Origin of the sequence: Micromonospora lupini, assembly GCF_026342015.1 — a bacterium.
GTDB lineage: Bacteria > Actinomycetota > Actinomycetes > Mycobacteriales > Micromonosporaceae > Micromonospora > Micromonospora lupini_B.
Genome location: NZ_JAPENL010000003.1, coordinates 433742 through 450769 on the forward strand (window position 1 = coordinate 433742; position 17028 = coordinate 450769).

The 17028-nt window shown below is 71.6% G+C and carries 19 protein-coding genes and 1 riboswitch; of the genes, 9 read left to right on the plus strand and 10 right to left on the minus strand.

Going from position 1 to position 17028, the window contains the following annotated elements; genetic code table 11:
- The 3 genes from OOJ91_RS30075 to OOJ91_RS30085 all read right to left on the minus strand — a co-directional run bounded on the left by OOJ91_RS30075 (window position 1) and on the right by OOJ91_RS30085 (window position 3048).
- Window positions 1–2070: an amylo-alpha-1,6-glucosidase gene (locus OOJ91_RS30075; RefSeq protein WP_266250244.1), complete on the minus strand. Its 2070-nt coding sequence runs from the start codon at window positions 2068–2070 to the stop codon at window positions 1–3.
- Complete coding sequence (locus OOJ91_RS30080; protein WP_266250247.1) at window positions 2067–2456, minus strand: SCP2 sterol-binding domain-containing protein; 390 nt, start codon at window positions 2454–2456, stop codon at window positions 2067–2069. The genes OOJ91_RS30075 and OOJ91_RS30080 overlap by 4 nt, the downstream gene beginning before the upstream one ends.
- 85 nt (window positions 2457–2541) lie before the next feature.
- Window positions 2542–3048 carry a mycothiol transferase gene (locus OOJ91_RS30085; RefSeq protein ID WP_266250249.1) on the minus strand — a complete coding sequence of 169 codons (507 nt, stop codon included), beginning with the start codon at window positions 3046–3048 and terminating at the stop codon, window positions 2542–2544.
- 79 nt (window positions 3049–3127) lie between these two features.
- On the opposite strand from OOJ91_RS30085, the gene OOJ91_RS30090 reads away from it, so the two are divergent.
- Window positions 3128–3643, plus strand: coding sequence for a 2'-5' RNA ligase family protein (locus tag OOJ91_RS30090; protein WP_266250251.1), 516 nt, complete (start codon window positions 3128–3130; stop codon window positions 3641–3643).
- Between the two features lie 229 nt (window positions 3644–3872).
- Here OOJ91_RS30090 and OOJ91_RS30095 read toward each other — a convergent pair whose 3' ends face one another.
- The gene (locus tag OOJ91_RS30095) at window positions 3873–5096 is read right to left on the minus strand and encodes an MFS transporter (RefSeq protein ID WP_266250253.1); all 1224 of its coding nucleotides are present in this window, start codon (window positions 5094–5096) and stop codon (window positions 3873–3875) included.
- Between the two features lie 229 nt (window positions 5097–5325).
- Here OOJ91_RS30095 and OOJ91_RS30100 point away from each other — a divergent pair, with 229 nt between their 5' ends.
- A complete protein-coding gene (locus OOJ91_RS30100) occupies window positions 5326–5511 on the plus strand; it encodes a hypothetical protein (RefSeq protein ID WP_266250256.1) in 186 nt (61 codons plus the stop codon).
- 16 nt (window positions 5512–5527) lie between these two features.
- Here OOJ91_RS30100 and corA read toward each other — a convergent pair whose 3' ends face one another.
- Complete coding sequence (gene corA / locus OOJ91_RS30105) at window positions 5528–6655, minus strand: magnesium/cobalt transporter CorA (protein WP_266250257.1); 1128 nt, start codon at window positions 6653–6655, stop codon at window positions 5528–5530.
- A 215-nt stretch (window positions 6656–6870) separates the two neighbouring features.
- On the opposite strand from corA, the gene OOJ91_RS30110 reads away from it, so the two are divergent.
- The 5 genes from OOJ91_RS30110 to OOJ91_RS30130 all read left to right on the plus strand — a co-directional run bounded on the left by OOJ91_RS30110 (window position 6871) and on the right by OOJ91_RS30130 (window position 11726).
- Window positions 6871–8811 carry an amino acid transporter gene (locus OOJ91_RS30110; protein WP_266250260.1) on the plus strand — a complete coding sequence of 647 codons (1941 nt, stop codon included), beginning with the start codon at window positions 6871–6873 and terminating at the stop codon, window positions 8809–8811.
- Between the two features lie 83 nt (window positions 8812–8894).
- A riboswitch (SAM riboswitch) is annotated at window positions 8895–9006 on the plus strand.
- 34 nt (window positions 9007–9040) lie between these two features.
- The gene (locus tag OOJ91_RS30115; protein WP_266250262.1) at window positions 9041–9181 is read left to right on the plus strand and encodes a hypothetical protein; all 141 of its coding nucleotides are present in this window, start codon (window positions 9041–9043) and stop codon (window positions 9179–9181) included.
- Between the two features lie 101 nt (window positions 9182–9282).
- Window positions 9283–10158: an ABC transporter substrate-binding protein gene (locus OOJ91_RS30120; protein WP_266250264.1), complete on the plus strand. Its 876-nt coding sequence runs from the start codon at window positions 9283–9285 to the stop codon at window positions 10156–10158.
- A 39-nt stretch (window positions 10159–10197) separates the two neighbouring features.
- A complete protein-coding gene (locus OOJ91_RS30125) occupies window positions 10198–10983 on the plus strand; it encodes an amino acid ABC transporter permease (RefSeq protein ID WP_266250266.1) in 786 nt (261 codons plus the stop codon).
- Window positions 10980–11726, plus strand: coding sequence for an amino acid ABC transporter ATP-binding protein (locus OOJ91_RS30130; RefSeq protein WP_266250268.1), 747 nt, complete (start codon window positions 10980–10982; stop codon window positions 11724–11726). Before OOJ91_RS30125 ends, OOJ91_RS30130 begins: the two co-directional genes overlap by 4 nt.
- Before the next feature lie 9 nt (window positions 11727–11735).
- On the opposite strand, the gene OOJ91_RS30135 is transcribed toward OOJ91_RS30130, so the two are convergent.
- From OOJ91_RS30135 to OOJ91_RS30155, 5 genes are all read right to left on the minus strand, one after another.
- The gene (locus OOJ91_RS30135; protein ID WP_266250270.1) at window positions 11736–12017 is read right to left on the minus strand and encodes a hypothetical protein; all 282 of its coding nucleotides are present in this window, start codon (window positions 12015–12017) and stop codon (window positions 11736–11738) included.
- 18 nt (window positions 12018–12035) lie between these two features.
- Window positions 12036–13031 carry a hypothetical protein gene (locus OOJ91_RS30140; protein WP_266250273.1) on the minus strand — a complete coding sequence of 332 codons (996 nt, stop codon included), beginning with the start codon at window positions 13029–13031 and terminating at the stop codon, window positions 12036–12038.
- A 145-nt stretch (window positions 13032–13176) separates the two neighbouring features.
- Entirely contained in the window at window positions 13177–14751 is a 1575-nt protein-coding gene (locus OOJ91_RS30145; RefSeq protein WP_266250275.1) for a Na+/H+ antiporter, read from the minus strand.
- A gap of 426 nt (window positions 14752–15177) precedes the next feature.
- Window positions 15178–15372, minus strand: a complete 195-nt coding sequence (locus tag OOJ91_RS30150) for a DUF397 domain-containing protein (RefSeq protein ID WP_266250277.1) — start codon at window positions 15370–15372, stop codon at window positions 15178–15180.
- Complete coding sequence (locus OOJ91_RS30155) at window positions 15369–16352, minus strand: helix-turn-helix domain-containing protein (protein WP_266250279.1); 984 nt, start codon at window positions 16350–16352, stop codon at window positions 15369–15371. Before OOJ91_RS30155 ends, OOJ91_RS30150 begins: the two co-directional genes overlap by 4 nt.
- Before the next feature lie 180 nt (window positions 16353–16532).
- On the opposite strand from OOJ91_RS30155, the gene OOJ91_RS30160 reads away from it, so the two are divergent.
- Together OOJ91_RS30160 and OOJ91_RS30165 are read left to right on the plus strand one after the other, a co-directional pair.
- Window positions 16533–16745, plus strand: a complete 213-nt coding sequence (locus OOJ91_RS30160) for a hypothetical protein (protein WP_266250281.1) — start codon at window positions 16533–16535, stop codon at window positions 16743–16745.
- Window positions 16742–17014 (plus strand): hypothetical protein, encoded by a 273-nt coding sequence (locus OOJ91_RS30165; protein WP_266250283.1) that lies wholly within the window; start codon window positions 16742–16744, stop codon window positions 17012–17014. Before OOJ91_RS30160 ends, OOJ91_RS30165 begins: the two co-directional genes overlap by 4 nt.
- Window positions 17015–17028 lie beyond the last annotated feature (14 nt).

Sequence of the window (17028 nt, forward strand, 5' to 3'; positions counted from 1 at the left end):
TCAGGATCGCCGTCGGGCCCCCGGCTGGGTGGAGCGGTCACCGGCGTACGCGTCGGTGTGCCCCCAACGGCCGGGGATGTCGAGCAGCTCGACACCGCCGAAGCCGGTGGGCAGGGCCGGATTCACCAGCAGGTCCTCGCCTGTGGGTCGCAGCCCCAGCACGGTGCCCAGCAACATCAGCAGCGCGCCCGAGGACCACGACTGGGGACGACCGGCCGAGGGCAACTGGACCGGATACTTCGTCAGGCCCCGCTCGTAGCCGGCGATCAGCTCCGGCACCGCCCCGCCGAGCGTCTGCGCCATGTCGAAGATGCCTGCCGCGATCCGGGCCGCGTGCGCGTCGAAACGGTAGTGCCGCAGGCCGGCGGCGACAAGCGCGTTGTCCGACGGCCACACCGCCCCCAGGTGCGAGCCCACCGGGTTGTACGGGCGCTGCCCGGCGGCGTACGTCCGCACGCCCCACCCGTTGAACAGCCGCGGCCCGAGCAGGTGCTCGGCGACCGCCTCGGCGCGATCGTCCGCGACGATCCCGCTCCACAGCAGGTGCCCGATGTTGGACGCCAGCGCGTCCACCGGCTCGCCGTACGGGTCCAGCGCCAACGCGTAGTACTCCCGGTGCGGCAGCCAGAAGTCCCTGTTGAACCGCTCCTTGAGCGCCGCCGCCTCCCGATCGAGCCGGTCGGCGTACGCGGGCTCGCCCCAGAACTCGCGGGCCAGCCGGGCGCCGCGCCGCTTCGCGTCGTACGCGTAGCCCTGCAACTCGCAGGTGGCGCGGGGAAGCGCGGGCAGCCGACCGTGCGCGTCGACTATCGCGTCGGTGGAGTCCTTCCAGGACTGGTTCACGATGCCGTGCCGCTCGTTGCGGCGCTGGTAGCGCAGGTAGCCGTCACCGGTCAGATCGCCGTACTCGTCGATCCAGTCCAGCGCCAGCCGTGCCGGGTGGCGCAGCTCGCGAACCAGGTCCGCGTCGCCGGACCACCGCTCGTACTCGTCGAGCAGGACCACGAACAGCGGTGTGGTGTCGGCCGCGCCGTAGTACAGCGCGTTCGGCCGCTCGCCGAACGCGGCCAGCTCGCCGTAGCGCAACTGGACCAGGATCTTGCCCGGCTCCTCGTCGTGGTCGTCGTCGAGCTGGCCACCCTGCAGCAGCGCCAGCATCCGCAGCGTCGCGCGGGCCAGCTCGGGGGTGAACGCCAGGCTCTGCAGGCAGGCGATGATGGCGTCCCGCCCGCACATTCCCATCGCCCACGGCAGGCCGCCGACCGGCACCCGGTCGCTGAGCGCGAGCGGCTGGTATCGCAGCGCCGCCAGGGCGGCCAGAGCGCCCTGGTACGTCTCCTCCAGGCCGTCCCGTTCGGCCACCAACTGCGGGGCCCGGCTCAGCCACGCGGCCAGGTCGTCGCCCATTCCGTCCCGCACGATCTGCTGGTGTGACTCCACTTCGGTGCGCATGTCCCGGTCACCCTCGCCCTGCATGGTCATGCTGACGTGCAGGGTGGTCTCCCACGTCCCCTCGGGCGGGACCCGGATCCGGAACGTGAGCCCCTCCTCGTCGATCTCGGCGGGGGCGGTGCTGCGCACCGTGGTGACGCGGCCGAACCGCTCCCGCTCGTAGCGCAGCACGAGCGCCGCACGGTGGTCGTCGGTCGTGACGTGGACGACCCGCGGTCGGGGCTGTGCGACGTCGGCGATCTCGGCGATGTCGGTGAAGTCCGCGCTCACCTCCATCCGCACGGTGAAGTCGGCGGGCTCCGCCGAGTGGTTGAGCACGGTGATCCGCTCGTGCAGGCAGTCGTGCACCGAGCGGTGGCGGATGATCGACACGTCGGCGTCCACGTAGTGACTCGCCGCGCCCGGCACCAGGAAGAACCGGGTCTCGTAGTACGTCATGTCGTCGCGGGAGAGCGCGTTGAGGCGTTCCCCGTCGATGCTGAGCACCCACCGGGACAGGAAGCGGGTGTCGAACGAGAAGAGACCGACGGGCGCCTGCGGATCGACCTCCATGTCGCCCTGGGCGTCGCTGATCGCGAACACGTTCCCGGCGATCACGTGCACCTGCTCCTGCCTCATCGCGACCCCTCCTGTGTCGCGAGGGCCGCTCGGCCCAGCTCACGGGGATGCCGGGCACCGGCCGGGCCGGGGAAGATCCGGCGCAACAGCATCAGCAGCGCCATGTCGCCGCGCACGGTCAGCTCGTTGCGCAGCAACGCCTCGGCGAGGTGCAACCGGCCGTTGGCGAGCTGGTCGAAGACCGCCCGGTCGGCGCGGACCAGCAGGTCGGCGTCGTCGGCCGACCGGTTCACCCGCACGTGCTGGTCGGCGACTGTCAGGTACCAGTGATCGGTGCAGCCGTCGCCGCGCATGTCCAGGCGCAGCGTCCCGGCGGTGGTCGCGGGCAGGTCGGCGCGCCGGCCCGGGTCGAGGTCCTGCAGGAACCGCGCCGCCGTCGTGCCCATCAGGTCACCTCCCGCATCCCGACAGGATCACCCGGCGCGGGGTGAGCGGAAGTCACCCGATCCGGGTGAACCGGGAGGACGGGGGTTAGGGCCTGATGAGGCCGCGGACGTAGGCGGCCTGCCCGGCGTGTTGCAGGTCGTCGTCGGCGATGCTGACCAGCCGCACGCCGAGGGTGACAGGCGGGTCCCACGACTCGTCGACGACGCGGTCCAGGTCCGCCGGTCGCAGCCCCGCCAGGAACGATCCGGTACGTGCCGCGACCGCCTCGAAGTAGTCGAGAAGCGCCTGTGCGCTCTCCGGCCGCACCTCAGCCACCTGCTCGGGCTTGTGGCCGTAGCCGGTGTTGTCCGGGTCGGCGGTGAGCCCGAACCGCCCCGCCCAGTCCCCGCTCACCCAGACCTGCTCGGTGTCGAGCAGGTCGGCGACGTGGTGGTCCTGGACGCGGGTCAGGTGCCAGACCAGCCACCCGACCGGGTTGGCGCCCTCGCCGGGCGCCCAGCGCAGCTCTTGCGGGGTGAGGCCGTCGACCGCCGCGCGGACGAGGTCGGGCAGCCGGTTGTACGTCTCGGTCAGCAGCTCACTCACGTCCACGGGGCACGCCTCCTGATCTGTTTCGGATCACGGTACCGCCGGACACCGACGGCCAAACCTCGGCCGCTACGGTGATCACGTGGTCGCGGCGCTGGAGTTGTATCTGGACCCGGATGCCACCCGGCGGATCCGGGTGCTGTGGGACGCGCTGGAGGCCGAGGGCGTGCAGAGCATGCGCTCGTTGCTTGAGCAGCGGCACCGTCCGCACATCTCGCTCGCGGTGGCACCCCGCTTCGACCCCGAGCAGGTCGCCGAGGCGCTGCGCGAAACTGTCGTGGCGGCCCCACTGCACCTCGACTTCCAGCACGCCGGGCAGTTCGTCGGACGGGTGCTCTGGCTCGGTCCGACGCCCACACCGGAGTTGCTGGCCCACCAGCGGTTGGTGCACGGTCGGCTCGCCGACGCCGGCATCACCCTGGCCGGGCACTACCAGCCGGGGCGCTGGGTGCCGCACTGCACGCTGTCCATGCGGGTGCCGAACGCGCTGATGGCGACGGCGGTGCGCCGCTGCCTGGAGGTGCTGCCGCTGGCGGCGACAGTTGTCGGCGCGGCGCTCACCGACCACGCCCGCGGCATCGCCCACCCGCTGCCCTAGGCGAGTACGTCCTTACTCAAGACCGGGCTGGGGTTGCGGCGAAGGACGCCGGCCGTCCGCTGTGGCTGCCCGCCGTGTCGATGTGCTGGTGAGCGGTATACCTCAGAGGTATGAATATGACTCTGAGGTATACCGCTCACGACCATATCCGCCCTCAGAGAGGTGACCGACGGTCACCGCCGGCCGCCGGCTGCGCCCACTGCCCCCGGCCGGGTTGGGAATTACTCGTCTAGGCCGCGTCGCGTCGCCGCCGCGAGACCGTCGCCCCGGCCGCCGCGGCGAGCGTGACCGACGCCCCGGCGACAAGCAGCAGGCGCGGGCCCAGTGGGGCGAGCACCCCGGCCAGCCCGGTGCCGAGCGAGGCGGCGGCCACCTTCAGCGCCGCCGTGGACACGAACACCTGTGCCCGTACGTCGTCCGGCGCGTACGCCGACCGGGCGGCCAGGGTGGCCGCGAAGAGCGGCGCGGTCGCCGCCCCGGCCAGCGCGAACGCGGCGACGGCCACCGGGAAGCCGGGCACGGCCGCGCAGAGCGCGACCGCCACCGCGCCGAGCGCCGCCCATCCGACGGTGAGCCGCTCCGGCTCGCCGGTGAGCGGGAACGCCGTGACCAGGAGCGCGGCGACGAGGTTTCCGCCCCCGTAGGCGGCGGCGAGCACCGCGCCGGAGACCGCCTCCCGACCGAGGTCCGCCGCCAGCATGATGGCGAGCACCGAGATCGCCCCACCGGTGAGCGCGCCGACCATGGTGACCCCGGTGACCCGGCGCAGCGGCCCGGGCCCGAGCAGCGCTCGCAGCCCGCCGCGCGCGGCGGGCCGGGCCCGCGCCGGACCGTGCCGTCCGGGGACGCGGGCCGGCAGTGTGCCCACCAGGGCCGCCGCGACCACTGTGGCGGCGGCCAGCCCGAGCAGGGACATCCGGGGTCCGGCCACGGCGGCGAGCACTGCCACGAGGGCCGGGCCGGCGCTGCCGCCCACCCCGTACGTCACCGCGTCCCAGCCCTGACCACGGCGCTGCGCCCGCTCGTCCGGGGCGAGGAGCGCGGCCAGCCGGCTGCTCAGTCCCCCCGTCAGCAGCGGCCCACAGGCACCGGCCACGATCAGCAGGGCGGCAGGCACACCGACCGGCACCCGGCCGAGCAGCAGCGCGGCCAGCGCGACAGCTCCGGCGTACGTGGCGAAGGCGGCGGCCAGCAGGCCCCGACCGTCCGGTGCCCGGTCCAGCGGACGGGCGAGGAACGGTCCCAGCAGGTGCGGTGCGGTCAGGCAGGTGGCCAGCAGACCGCCCAGCAGCGTCGGGCGACTGGCCCCGACCTCCGGCAGGGTGGCCAACAGGACCACGCCCACCGCGGCGCCCGCGTCCGCGCCCCGGGCGAGCGTCGCCGCGACGAGGTAGTGGGGCAACGCTCGGCGCCCGTGAACGACGGGTGCGGCCGCGTCGAGAGATTCACTCACCCGTGCGTCGCTACCCAGTCGGCCGGTCGACACACCATCGAGGCGATATGTCCGGTTTGGCGGGCGACAGTCGGGAAACCGAAAACAGGGGGTGCGGATGCGGCCGGGCGTGGGATGGTTCGACGTGGATGCCGTACCGGTGGCGACCCGCGCAAGCGGGCCGCCCGGCCGGGGGCGCGGGCGCACACCGCGCCGCCCGCGGCGGCTTCGACGAGGAGAGGCAGGGCCCATGCAGGCTCAGCGCAGGCCACCGCGCACGGAGCGGAGCCAGACCAACCACGACCGGACCGGTGGCGGGATGACCGGGGCGGCCACCCCGCTGACCATCTGGGCCGCCGCCGTGCTGCTCGGTCGCATCGGCGCCGGTGACGACGACAGCGAGGACGAGCGGCACATCCTGCGCGGCATCGAGTGAGCCTCGCGCCCCGCTCCTAGAGCCAGCCGCGCCGCTTGAAGACCAGGTAGAGGGTGCCGCAGACCAGCAGCATCAACAGCAGCGCGAACAGGTAGCCGAAGTGCCAGTTCAGCTCCGGCATGTGGACGAAGTTCATCCCGTACACGGTGCCGATGAGCGTGGGGGCGAACAGGATCGCGGCCCACGAGGAGACCTTCTTCAGCTCCTCGTTCTGCGCGTAGCTGGCCGCGGTCAGGCTGCGCATCTCCTCGTTCTGCTGCTGCGAGACGAGGGTGGCGTTGACGGTGAGGATGTTCTGCAGCAGGTGCCGGAAGCCGTCCACCCGCTCCACCACCTGGGTGAGGTGGTCGGTCACGTCGCGCAGGTAGCGGCGCAGCTCCTCGTCGGTGCCGTAGCTGCCGGCGCCGCTGGCCAACGCGTCGAGCATGCCGAGCAGTGGGCGGGCGGCCCGCTGGAACTCGATGACCTCCCGGCTGAGCCCGTAGATGCGCCGGCTGGCGTTCGGGTCGCCGCCGAAGACCTGGGTCTCGATCTCGTCGATGTCGTTCTCCAGGCCGGCGACCACCGGCGCGTACCCGTCGACGACCTGGTCGAGGATCGCGTACAGGACCGCCTCGGGGCCCCGGGCGAGCATCGGCGCGTCGGCCTCCATGCGCCGCCGGACCGCTGCCAGGTCGGGGACTTCGCCGTGGCGGACCGTCACCACGAAGCCGGGCCCGATGAACAGGTGCAGCTCGGAGAACTCCACCTCCTCCCGCAGGTCGTCGTAACGGGCGGCACGCAGCACCACGAAGAGCGTGTGCCCGTACCGCTCCAGCTTGGGTCGCTGGTGGGCGTTGATCGCGTCCTCCACCGCCAGGTCGTGCAGGCGAAACTCGCGCGCCAGCGAGGAGATCTGGTCGATGTCGGGCCGGTACAACCCGATCCAGGCCATCGCGTCGTCCTGCTCCTGCAGGCAGGAGTACGTCTCCGCGAGGCCAGCCGGTGAGGCGAACCGGTGCCCCCGGATGTAGACGGCACTGTCCACCATGCCGCCGCAGGGCGGGGGCGGCTCCGGCGGTGGCGGCCCGCCGACGTGGCTCTCGTGTTCGTCGAGCTGGCGGCCGAAGCCACCACCCGGGCGGAAGCGACGGCCGCCGACCATGACCCGCTCCTTCCCCGGTGACATCCCATCCGGCGGCCTCCCGGCCCGACCGGACGGTTCGGCGCGGGGGCGCCGGAGGCGCTGCATCCCCCCTGCCCCCGGACCGAAACCCTCCGACGGGCCGGCCGACGGGCGGGTTCGGCGTACCCGGGACGGGCGCGCGCGGCGGGGCGGATACTCGCGGTGACCATGGGCGGAGGACGGAGGAAACGCCGGTGCAGGGCGACAGGCGCGGCGGGCGGCTGCGCGGCTGGCTGCTCGACGGCGGTACGGAGCGGGCCGCGCGGCATTCCGGCCCGGGCGGCCGCCCGCCCGAGGATCGGCACCACCCGTGGTGGAAGGTGATGTGCCTGACCGGCGTCGACTACTTCTCGACGCTGGGCTACCAGCCGGGCATCGCGGCGCTGGCCGCCGGGGCGCTGTCGCCGGTGGCGACGCTTGTGCTGGTGCTGGTGACGCTGCTGGGCGCGCTGCCTGTGTATCGGCGGGTGGCGGTGGAGAGCCCGCACGGTGAGGGCTCGATAGCGATGCTCGTACGCCTGCTGAGCTACTGGCCGGGGAAGCTGTTCGTGCTGGTGCTGCTCGGTTTCGCGGCCACCGACTTCATCATCACCATCACCCTCTCGGCGGCGGACGCGACAGCCCACCTCGACGAGAACCCGTTCTGGCCCAGCGGGCTCAAGGGACACGAGGTGCTCCTCACGCTGCTGCTTGTGGCACTGCTGGGCGCGGTGTTCCTCAAGGGATTCGGCGAGGCCATCGGGATCGCGGTCGTCCTGGTCGCTGTCTACCTGGCGCTGAACGCGGTGGTCATCGCCGACGCGCTGTGGCGGGTGGTGACCCACCCGAGCGCGGTCGGGGACTGGACGACAGCCCTGAGCACCGGGCACGGCGATCCCCTGCTGGTGGTCGGGCTGTCCCTGCTGGTGTTCCCGAAGCTGGCGTTGGGCCTGTCCGGTTTCGAGACCGGGGTGGCCGTGATGCCGCACATCCAGGGGGACCGCCAGGACTCGGAGGACCGCCCGCTGGGCCGGATCCGGGGCGCGCGGCGGTTGCTCACGACCGCCGCCGCGACGATGAGCGTCTTCCTGATCACCAGCAGCGTGACCACCACCGTGCTGATCCCACCGGAGGCGTTCCAGCCCGGCGGTCCGGCGAACGGCCGGGCACTGGCCTACCTGGCGCACCAACACCTCGGCGGGGTGTTCGGCACCGTCTACGACCTGTCCACGATCGCGATCCTGTGGTTCGCGGGGGCGTCGGCGATGGCCGGTCTACTCAACCTCGTACCCCGGTATCTGCCGCGTTACGGCATGGCCCCTGCCTGGGCGCGGGCGGTCCGGCCGCTGGTGCTGGTCTTCACCGCGGTGGCGTTCCTGATCACTGTGGTCTTCTCCGCAAGCGTGGACGCGCAGGGCGGGGCGTACGCCACAGGGGTCCTGGTGTTGATCACCTCGGCGGCGACGGCCGTGACCCTCGCGGCGCGGCGACGGCGGCAGCGGGGGCGGACGTGGGCGTTCGGCACCATCGCGCTGATCTTCGTCTACACCACAGTGGCGAACGTCGTGGAACGCCCCGACGGCGTCAAGATCGCCGCCTGTTTCATCGGCGGGATGATCCTGGTGTCGGTGCTGTCCCGGATCATGCGGGCCTACGAGCTGCGGGTCGACCACGTCGAGCTGGACCCGGTCGCCGCCCGGATGATCGACGAGCGCGCCACCCGTCGGATCCGCCTCATCGCGCACGAGCCGCAGCGCCACGACCCGGCCGAGTACCGCGCCAAGCTGGCGCAGACCATGGCGGACAACGAATTCCCCGACGACAGCGACGTCATCTTCGTCGAGGTCCACGTCGGCGACCCGTCGGACTTCGAGACCGACCTGCTGGTGCGCGGCAGCGTGGCGCACGACAGCTACCCGGTGCTCAGCCTGACCGGCTCCTCGGTGCCCACCGCGCTCGCCGCCCTGCTGCTGGAGATCCGCGACCGGAGCCGGCGACGCCCCCACATCTACTTCGACTGGAGCGAGGGCGGCCCGGGTCGCAACATCCTTCGCTACCTGGCGTTCGGGCAGGGCGCCATCGCTTCGGTCACCCGGGAGATCCTGCGTCGCCAGGAGCCCGACCCGCGCCGTCGGCCGCACGTGCACGCCGGTTGACCTGCGGGTCGAACCGTCGCCGACGGTGAGCGTGGTCATAACGGCTGGACGGTTCACCGGTCGGAGCTGCTAGCCTCGGCGCAGGTCATGAGCGCCAGCGCGAAGCCCCGGCTCGCTGGCCGGCAACCCTCCTCCGCGGTGGGGTGCCCCGGGTGAAGACCAGGCACCGACACGACGTCGGCGCAAGCGTGGCCTGGCACCCAGGTCAGCACCAGACCCGGGAGACCGTATGCGCATCCTCAGCCCCACCCCACCGGCAGACGTCGCGGATCTGCGCGCCGGCCGGCTCGCGCCGGCACTGACCCGGCGACGGCACGTGGACATGATGCGAATGTGCAGCGCGGCGTGTCGCCGCCGCACCGCGCACTGACGCGTCCCTCTTCCCACACCCATTTCCAGCGGTACGCCCATCGGGCGCACCGTCGGTGGCGCACGTCCGTGCGCGCCGAGACACCCCTTTCGGAGACACCTGTGCGTTTTCTTCCTGCCCTCACCCGCGTCGCCGCCCTGGGCGCGGCCGCCGTCCTGGCCACCACCGCGCTGACCGCCTGCGGCGACGACGCGTCGACCGACACCGCCGGCAACCCGTACGGCCTGGCGCAGGCGGGCGTGCTGCGCGCCGGCACGCTTACCGACGCCCCGCCGAACGTGTACCTCAAGGACGGCACATTCACCGGATTCGACAACGACCTGCTGACCGCTGTCGCCGGCAAGCTCGGCCTCACTGTCGAGTTCGTCGGCACCGACTTCTCCGCGCTGCTCAGCCAGGTCAACAACCACAAGTTCGACGTCGGCAGCTCCTCGATCACGATCACCGAGGCGCGCAAGAAGACAGTCGACTTCGGCAACGGCTACGACTTCGGCTACTTCGGCCTGGACGTGCCGGCCGGCTCGTCGATCCACGGGTTCGACCAACTCGCCGGCAAGCGGGTAGTCGTGGTGCAGGGCACCGTCCAGGACGACTACGCCACCGGTAAGCAGCTCGACCCGGTGCGGGTGCCCGACTACAACGGCGCGATCAACCAGCTCAAGGCGGGCACCGCCGACGCGTGGATCGCTCCCGCGGAGATCGGCGAGAAGTCGGCCGCCGACAGCAACGGCAAGATCACCGTGGCGGCCAAGCAGCTCAGCCCGGCGCCGACCGCGTACGCCGTGGCCAAGGGCAGCGACAAGCTGCGCGAGGCGCTGAACAAGGGCCTCGACGAGGTGATCGCCGACGGCACCTGGAGCCGGCTGCAGGCCCAGTACTACCCGGGCCGGCCGATCCCGGCGGACTTCACGCCGGGCAGCGGCACCGTGGCGGCGCCGTCCGCGTCCACCGTGCCATCCGCGTCGGCCGCGTCCTGAACCGGTGACGAGCGAGCGGGGCGGTAGGAGAGGCGACAGATGGATCCGTTGAGCACCCTGTGGGAGACCTTCTTCGACGCCGACGCGATGCGCGAGGCGCTGCCCGAGATGCTTACCGTCGGGCTGCCCAACACGCTGATCCTGGCGGTCTCCGCCGCCCTGCTCGGCACGGTGTTCGGCCTGCTGCTGGCCGTGGCCGGCATCTCCCGCAGTCGGTGGCTGCGCTGGCCGGCCCGCGCCTACACCGACGTGTTCCGGGGGCTTCCGGCCGCGGCGACGATCCTCCTGATCGGCGTCGGGCTGGCGCCGCTCGGCATGCGGGTCTGGGGGCCGGACCCGTACCCGCTGGGCATCCTCGCGCTGTCGCTGATCGCGGCGGCGTACATCGGGGAGATCTTCCGCTCCGGCATCCAGTCGGTGGAGGCCGCCCAGTTGGAGGGCGCCCGGGCGCTCGGGTTCTCCTGGGCCGACGCCATGCGGCTGGTGATCATTCCGCAGGGCATCCGGCGGGTGCTGCCCGCCTGGGTCAACCAGCTCATCGCGCTGATCAAGGACTCCAGCCTGGTCTACTTCCTCGGCCTGGTGGCCAGCCAGCGGGAGCTGTTCCGCATCGGGCAGGACTACGCGGCCACCACCGGCAACGAGTCCGCGTTGCTGCTGGCGGGCCTGTTCTACCTGGCGCTGACCGTCCCCCTGACGCACGTCGTGAACGCGATCGACAGGCGGCTGCGGCACGGCCGACCGGCCACCGCGCCGGCCGACGACGAGGACGAGGACGACACCGACCCGGCGCTGGCCGGGGCACCGGAGGGAGACCGGCGATGACCACCAGCACGACCACCACCTCGGTAAGCGTCGAGGCGCGCGACGTCCACCTGGCCTTCGGGCCGAACCGCGTGCTGCGCGGCGTCGACCTGACCGTGCGGCGCGGCGCGACGGCCTGTGTGATCGGGCCGTCCGGGTCGGGCAAGTCCACTCTGCTGCGTACGCTCAACCGGCTCATCGAGCCCGACCGCGGCGACGTGCTGCTGGACGGGCGCAGCGTCCTGCGCGACGACCCGGACGCGCTGCGCCAGCGGGTGGGCATGGTCTTCCAGCAGTTCAACCTGTTCCCGCACCTGAGCGTGCTGCGCAACATCACCCTGGCGCTGCGTCGGCTGCGCAAGCTCGGCGAGGACGAGGCGGTCGCGGTCGCCCGCGCCCAACTGGAGCTGGTGGGGCTCGCCGGAAAGGCCGACGCGCGGCCGACGCAGCTCTCCGGTGGTCAGCAGCAGCGGGTGGCGATCGCCCGGGCGCTGGCGCTGCGGCCCGAGGTGATGCTCTTCGACGAGGCCACCTCGGCGCTCGACCCGGAGCTGGTCAAGGGGGTGCTCGGGGTGATGGCCGACCTGTCCACCGCCGGAATGACAATGGTGGTGGTCACCCACGAGATGGGCTTCGCCCGGCACGTCGCCGACACCGTCGCCTTCATGGACCGGGGTGTGGTGCTGGAGGCCGGCCCACCGGAGAGGATCTTCGAGGGGGCCGAGCATCCCCGGCTCCGCCGCTTCCTCGCACAGGTGCTCTGAGCCGGGCGCTCAGCCCGCCTGGCGGCGCAGGTGCCCGGCGAACGCCTTCAGGTCGCCGAGCAGCTCCAGGATGGCGTTGCGGTACGCGACAGATGCCCACAGGTGCAGCTCCTCGTCGTCCAGCCCGCCGAACGCCACTGACAGCGCCTTGCGTCGGCGCCGGTCGAGCACCCTGTGCGGGCGGGCGAGCAGGTCGCCCTCGCGGCGCAGCGCCTGGAGGTAGGCGGCCACCGCCTCCTGGTAGTGCCGCCCGGCGACCCGCTCCAGCAGGGTGAACTCGAAGACCTGCAACGCCGCCTCGGAATCCCATTACGCGCTGTCACGCACGGGAGCGCTCGCCACGTGCCGGCCCATGGCGTGTCGGGCCTCGTAGAGCAGCAGCACGCCCCGGCCGGTGGTGCTCAGCGGCCGGCGGGGCGCCGGCAGACGCAGCGTGCGCACCGGCGCCGCGGCGGTCAGGTCCACAGCTCCGGCGTACGTCGGCATGCGGTGCGTTCCCGACGCCGGCTCCGGCAGCAGGCAGGCCCGCTCCTGGTAGGGCAGCGGGCCGCCGGTGGGCACGGCGCGCGCCGTCGCGGCGTGCAGCTCGGCCAGGGGCCGGTCGTCCGGGGCCCGGCCCGGCGGCAGGGTGAGCACGAGACCGTTGACGCCGGGCACCGGCACGCCCAGCACGCAGGAGTTGCGCAGGAACGCCCAGGTCGCCGCCGCCTCCCGGATGCCGCTCGCCACCGCCTGCGCGTCGGCCCGCCAGTCCTGGGCGACCCGCAGCCGCTGTTGGAGGTCGGCGGTCGCGGCGCCGTCGTGCGGATACAGCTCACGGACGGCCCGGGGCAGCGACCCGAGGCGCAGCTCCAGCGGGTCACCTGTGGGTGGGGGCACGGCGTGGCGGGGACAGTCGGCGGTGGAGTGCGGGTCACCGTCGACCGCGTGGCAGTCCCCCAGCCAGCTCGCGCCGGGCGGACCCGCCGGCCGGGCGAACGCCAGGTGAGGCAGCCGGCCGGTGCGCAGCACCGTCTCGTACTGGGGTCGGGCGCGACCGGCACGCATGACGTCCAGCGGCAGCATCGGCGCCAGCGCCAGCACCCCCTCGAGGACGACGCAGTGCGGGCAGGCGTCGCGCACCCGGTAGCGGCGCCTGTGGTCCATGCCGGGCTGCTCCCACTGGACCCCGATGACGGCGCCGTCGGACGCCATCAGGTAGAGGAACTCGGTGGCGACACGCTCGCGGGTGACCGCCACCAGCTCGTCGAGGAACTCGCGCTCGGTGACCGCCCGCGGGTCGGCCTCGCTCGCTCCGGCCGTCACGGGCACCCCCTCGCGGACCGAACACATCGACGGAAGCCGAACCGCCTCTCACCGTACCCGCCGAGGACGTGGCCGAACGCCCCGCTCGTACGGGGGGCGGTGTCACCAATCCGTCAGGACCGGACCGGCCGGTCTCGGCGGGTGCTCAGTCGTTGGGTCCCCGCCCCAGCAGCCGGATCTCCTCGTTGTCCAGGGCGGCCTGAAGCTCCTGGAGCACCAGGTCGTCGATCTCCCGGTTGTCGCGCAGCCGGGTCAGCTCCCGCCGCTTGTGTGCGAGGACGCCGAGGCGCAGTCGACGGTCCAGCCGGCGTTCCTCGGCGGTACGCCCACCGGTCTCGTTGAAGTCCGCCAGGTGCCGCTGGTACTCGGCCTGCAGCCGACGTACCGACTCCCCCTCGACGCCGACCTCGGCAGCGACCCGGGGCAGCGCGTCCAGGCCGGCCTGGGTGGCACGCAGGCGTGCCTGCCGGGCCTCGTCGACGCGTTCGGGGTCGCCGGTCAGCGCCGCCCAGCGCACCACGAGCGGCAGGGTGGTGCCCTGCACCAGCATGATCAGGACGATCACCAGCGCGGTGACGAAGATGATCAGGTCGCGTTCGGTCACCGGTGTGCCGGCGGCAGTCATCGTCGGGACGGCAAGCGCGGCGGCGAGCGACACGGCGCCCCGGAAACCGGACCAGCCGGCCACGGTCCCCACCCGCCAGTCGGACGCCGACGGGTCCTGGTCCAGCATCCGGCGGCGCAGCAGCTTCGCCGACTCCGCCGTCAGGTAGACGAACAGCAGCCGGGTGGCGACGACGACCGGGGTGACCACCAGCACGATCGCCAGGGCCCGACCCGGCGAGGTGCTGGAGATGCCCTTCACCGCTCGGGGGATCTGCGTGCCGAGCAGCACGAACAGCCCGCCGTTGATCAGGAACGTGGACAGGTCCCAGAACGCGTACGCCAGCACCCGGGACCGGGCGCGGATCACTCGGGGACCGGCGTAGGCCAGCATCAGGCCGGCGACCACGACGGCCAGCACACCGCTGGCGTGCACCGCGTCGGCGAGCAGGAACGCGGCGAACGGCGTCAGCACGCTCAGCGCCCCCTCCCGCAGCGGGTCGTCGAGCCGCTTGCGGATGAGGACCACGGCGGCGCCCACCAGCAGACCGGCGACCACCCCACCGACGCCGGCCCCGACGAACTCCTCACCGATGCCCAGCACCCCCGGCTTGTCGCTGTGGGTGAGCAGACCCACGGTCACCGCGAAGATCACCAGGGCGCTGCCGTCGTTGATCAGACTCTCCGCGTGCAGGGTGGTGAGCAGCTTCCGGGGCAGGCGCTTGGCCAGGCCGGTGACCGCCGCGGCGTCGGTCGGCGCGAGGACCGCGCCGAGCACCCAGGCTGCCGCCGGGTTCACGCCGAACGCCTGCGCGGTCAGGGACACCGTGACCATGGTGAGCACCACGAGCACCACGGCGAGCAGCCCGATCACCGGCAGGTTGGCCCGGATCTCGCGCAAGCTGATGGTGAGGCTCTCCCGGTAGAGGATCGCGGGCAGGAAGATCAGCAGCACCAGGTCCGGCTCCAGGGTCACCTCGGACAGCGGTGGCACCAGCCCGAGCAGCACCCCGAGCCCGATGAGCAGCACCGGCGGCGCCACCCGGTACCGACCGCCGAGGGTGGTGCCGACCAGGACGGTGACGCCCAGCACCACGATCAGGATGAGCACCTCCACGGCGTACCCCCTCCCTCGATCCCCGGCCGACGACGGACGCCTGTGGTTCCATCTGACCGCACCTCGCCGATCGGTTCCACGGGAACCGGCAAGTCGCCGGGTAGCCCGAGCGCGGCTATGGGGACCAACCGGGGTTGCCGCTCATGATCGACTCTGGACTTACGCCGAAGCAGGCTGCCGAGAAGGTGACCTGGGCAGTCCCGAGCTGCCTGTGCGGTCGAGGCCGAGCAGCGAGATTCCCGATTACCCGCTGGATCCAGGGCTGCCGTACCAATGTGAGTCGACCGACCAAGCGACACGAGCGGACCTGGCCACAGGCCGCTTCTCCGTATCGGTCCTGGTTAGGCCGTGGGCCTTAGCCAGCTAACGGGAGATTCACGCCACTCACGTGGGTTACTTCCAAGTGACCGCACCCGGCACCCTTACTCACGCGTTGAACTGGCCGGACTTGATTCCCTGGACGAAGTCGACCCATTGACCCGCGCTGAACGCCAGCGCCGGCCCCTGCCGGTCCTTGGAGTCTCGAACCTGGGCGGTGTGGTCCGTGTACCGAGCTTCGACGCACGCGCCGTTGCCGCCGCTGCGGGTGCTGGTATGCCACTGGTTATCGAGCGCCTTCATGGCGTCTCCTTGTCACGAAGCTTCTTGATCAATGTGGTCGAGGCCGTGGGTGACAGTGCGGCTGCCCGCAGGTTGCTGAACACTCGTGCGCAGCGGTCGACGTCCTCGCCCTCAGCGTAGAGGTCGCCAGTCAGTCCCTCGATGTAGACCACTCCGGGTCCTTCCTCGAAGCCGAGGATGTGGAAGCTGGACACCATCGAGGCGTAGGCGCCCTCTCGGAACGGGATGACCTGGATGGTGATGTTCCAGCGCTTCTGTGCTTCGAGCAGAGTCACGAGCTGCTCCGCCATGACCTCCGGTCCACCGATCTGCCGGTGGAGTACCGCCTCGTCGATGACCGCAACGAGCTTCAGTTGACCGCCGGTCAGTAGCTTCTGTCGTTCCGTTCGTGCGGCTACTCGCTGGGCCACGCCATCCGGGGTTGGTTGCGACGCGTCGGCGCCGATGATCGCTTGGGCATATTCGGCGGTCTGGAGTAGGCCGGGCACTACAAGCGTTTCGAAGTTGTGGATCTCCGACGCTGCGGATTCCAGGCCGATGTACTGCCGGTAGGAGTTCGGCAGGTCGCCGTACTTTGCCCACCAGCCGCGCTGCTTGCCACTGCGAGCCATGGACAACAACGTCTCCCGCAGCTCGGCATCGGTGACGCTGTAAAGATCAAGCAGCGCGTTGAGTGCGGGCCCCTTCAAGCCGACCCGGCCCTGCTCGATCCGGCGCAAGGTGCTCGGTGAAACCTCGATCAACGCGGCGGCTTGTTCGACGGTCACGCCTGCTTCTTCGCGTGCTCGCTTGAGCTGTGCGCCGAGCTGGAATCGCAGGAACGTCGGGCTCTCCATGGTCGTCATCATGCCCTCAGCTTCCTCACTTTTGTGCGGCCACACGCCGTACGCCATCGACAACCCCAAGGTATTGACCCCTTCAAAATGCGCGCGCAAAATGACGCCGTGAGCCACGTCACGCAAACGCGAGGGAGCGAACATGTCCCGGCATGTGCCCTACGGGGAGTACATCGCGGCAGTAGCCATGACCCTCGCTCGCAGGCATGAGCCCGTCTGGTCGTGGGTCAGGTGGCGCAACGTCTGCAAGTGCGGCAACGAGCTGCCCTGTCGTGCCAGGCACAAGGTCCCGATCAACCGGGGTCACTGGCCAGGTGAGAGCTGATGACAACACACGGACCGGTCCTGCCGCTCTGGCTGTGCGAGGGATGCGACAGGCCGTGGCCCTGTGTCACACGCCGCGCGGAACTGCTGACCGAACACGAGCGGGTGCCGCTGGCGTACTACATGAGCCTGTGCCTGATCTCCGCCGGACAGGACATGAGCTGGGCACCCCGGGATGCGCTCCGCCGCAGGTTCATCGGTTGGTTGCCGTGAGGGTCGGAGACGTCGTGTTCATCGGCCTCGACTGCTCGGTGCAGTTCACGGGGGACCGGTCGCTGATCATGCGGGTGGCGTCCATCGGCGAGGTCGACCCCTACAACGGATGGGTGTGGGTTGCGGGGTACGTCCTCGACGCGCGAGGGACGGCCACGGCCAAGCGTGAGCTGTACGTGATCAAAGCCGGGCTGCGCGTCGCCCCGGCACGAACAGTAGTCAACAAACCGGGGCATAAGGAGCGTGCCCCTCGGCGCGTACGAGCGTAGAAGGCTAGATGAAT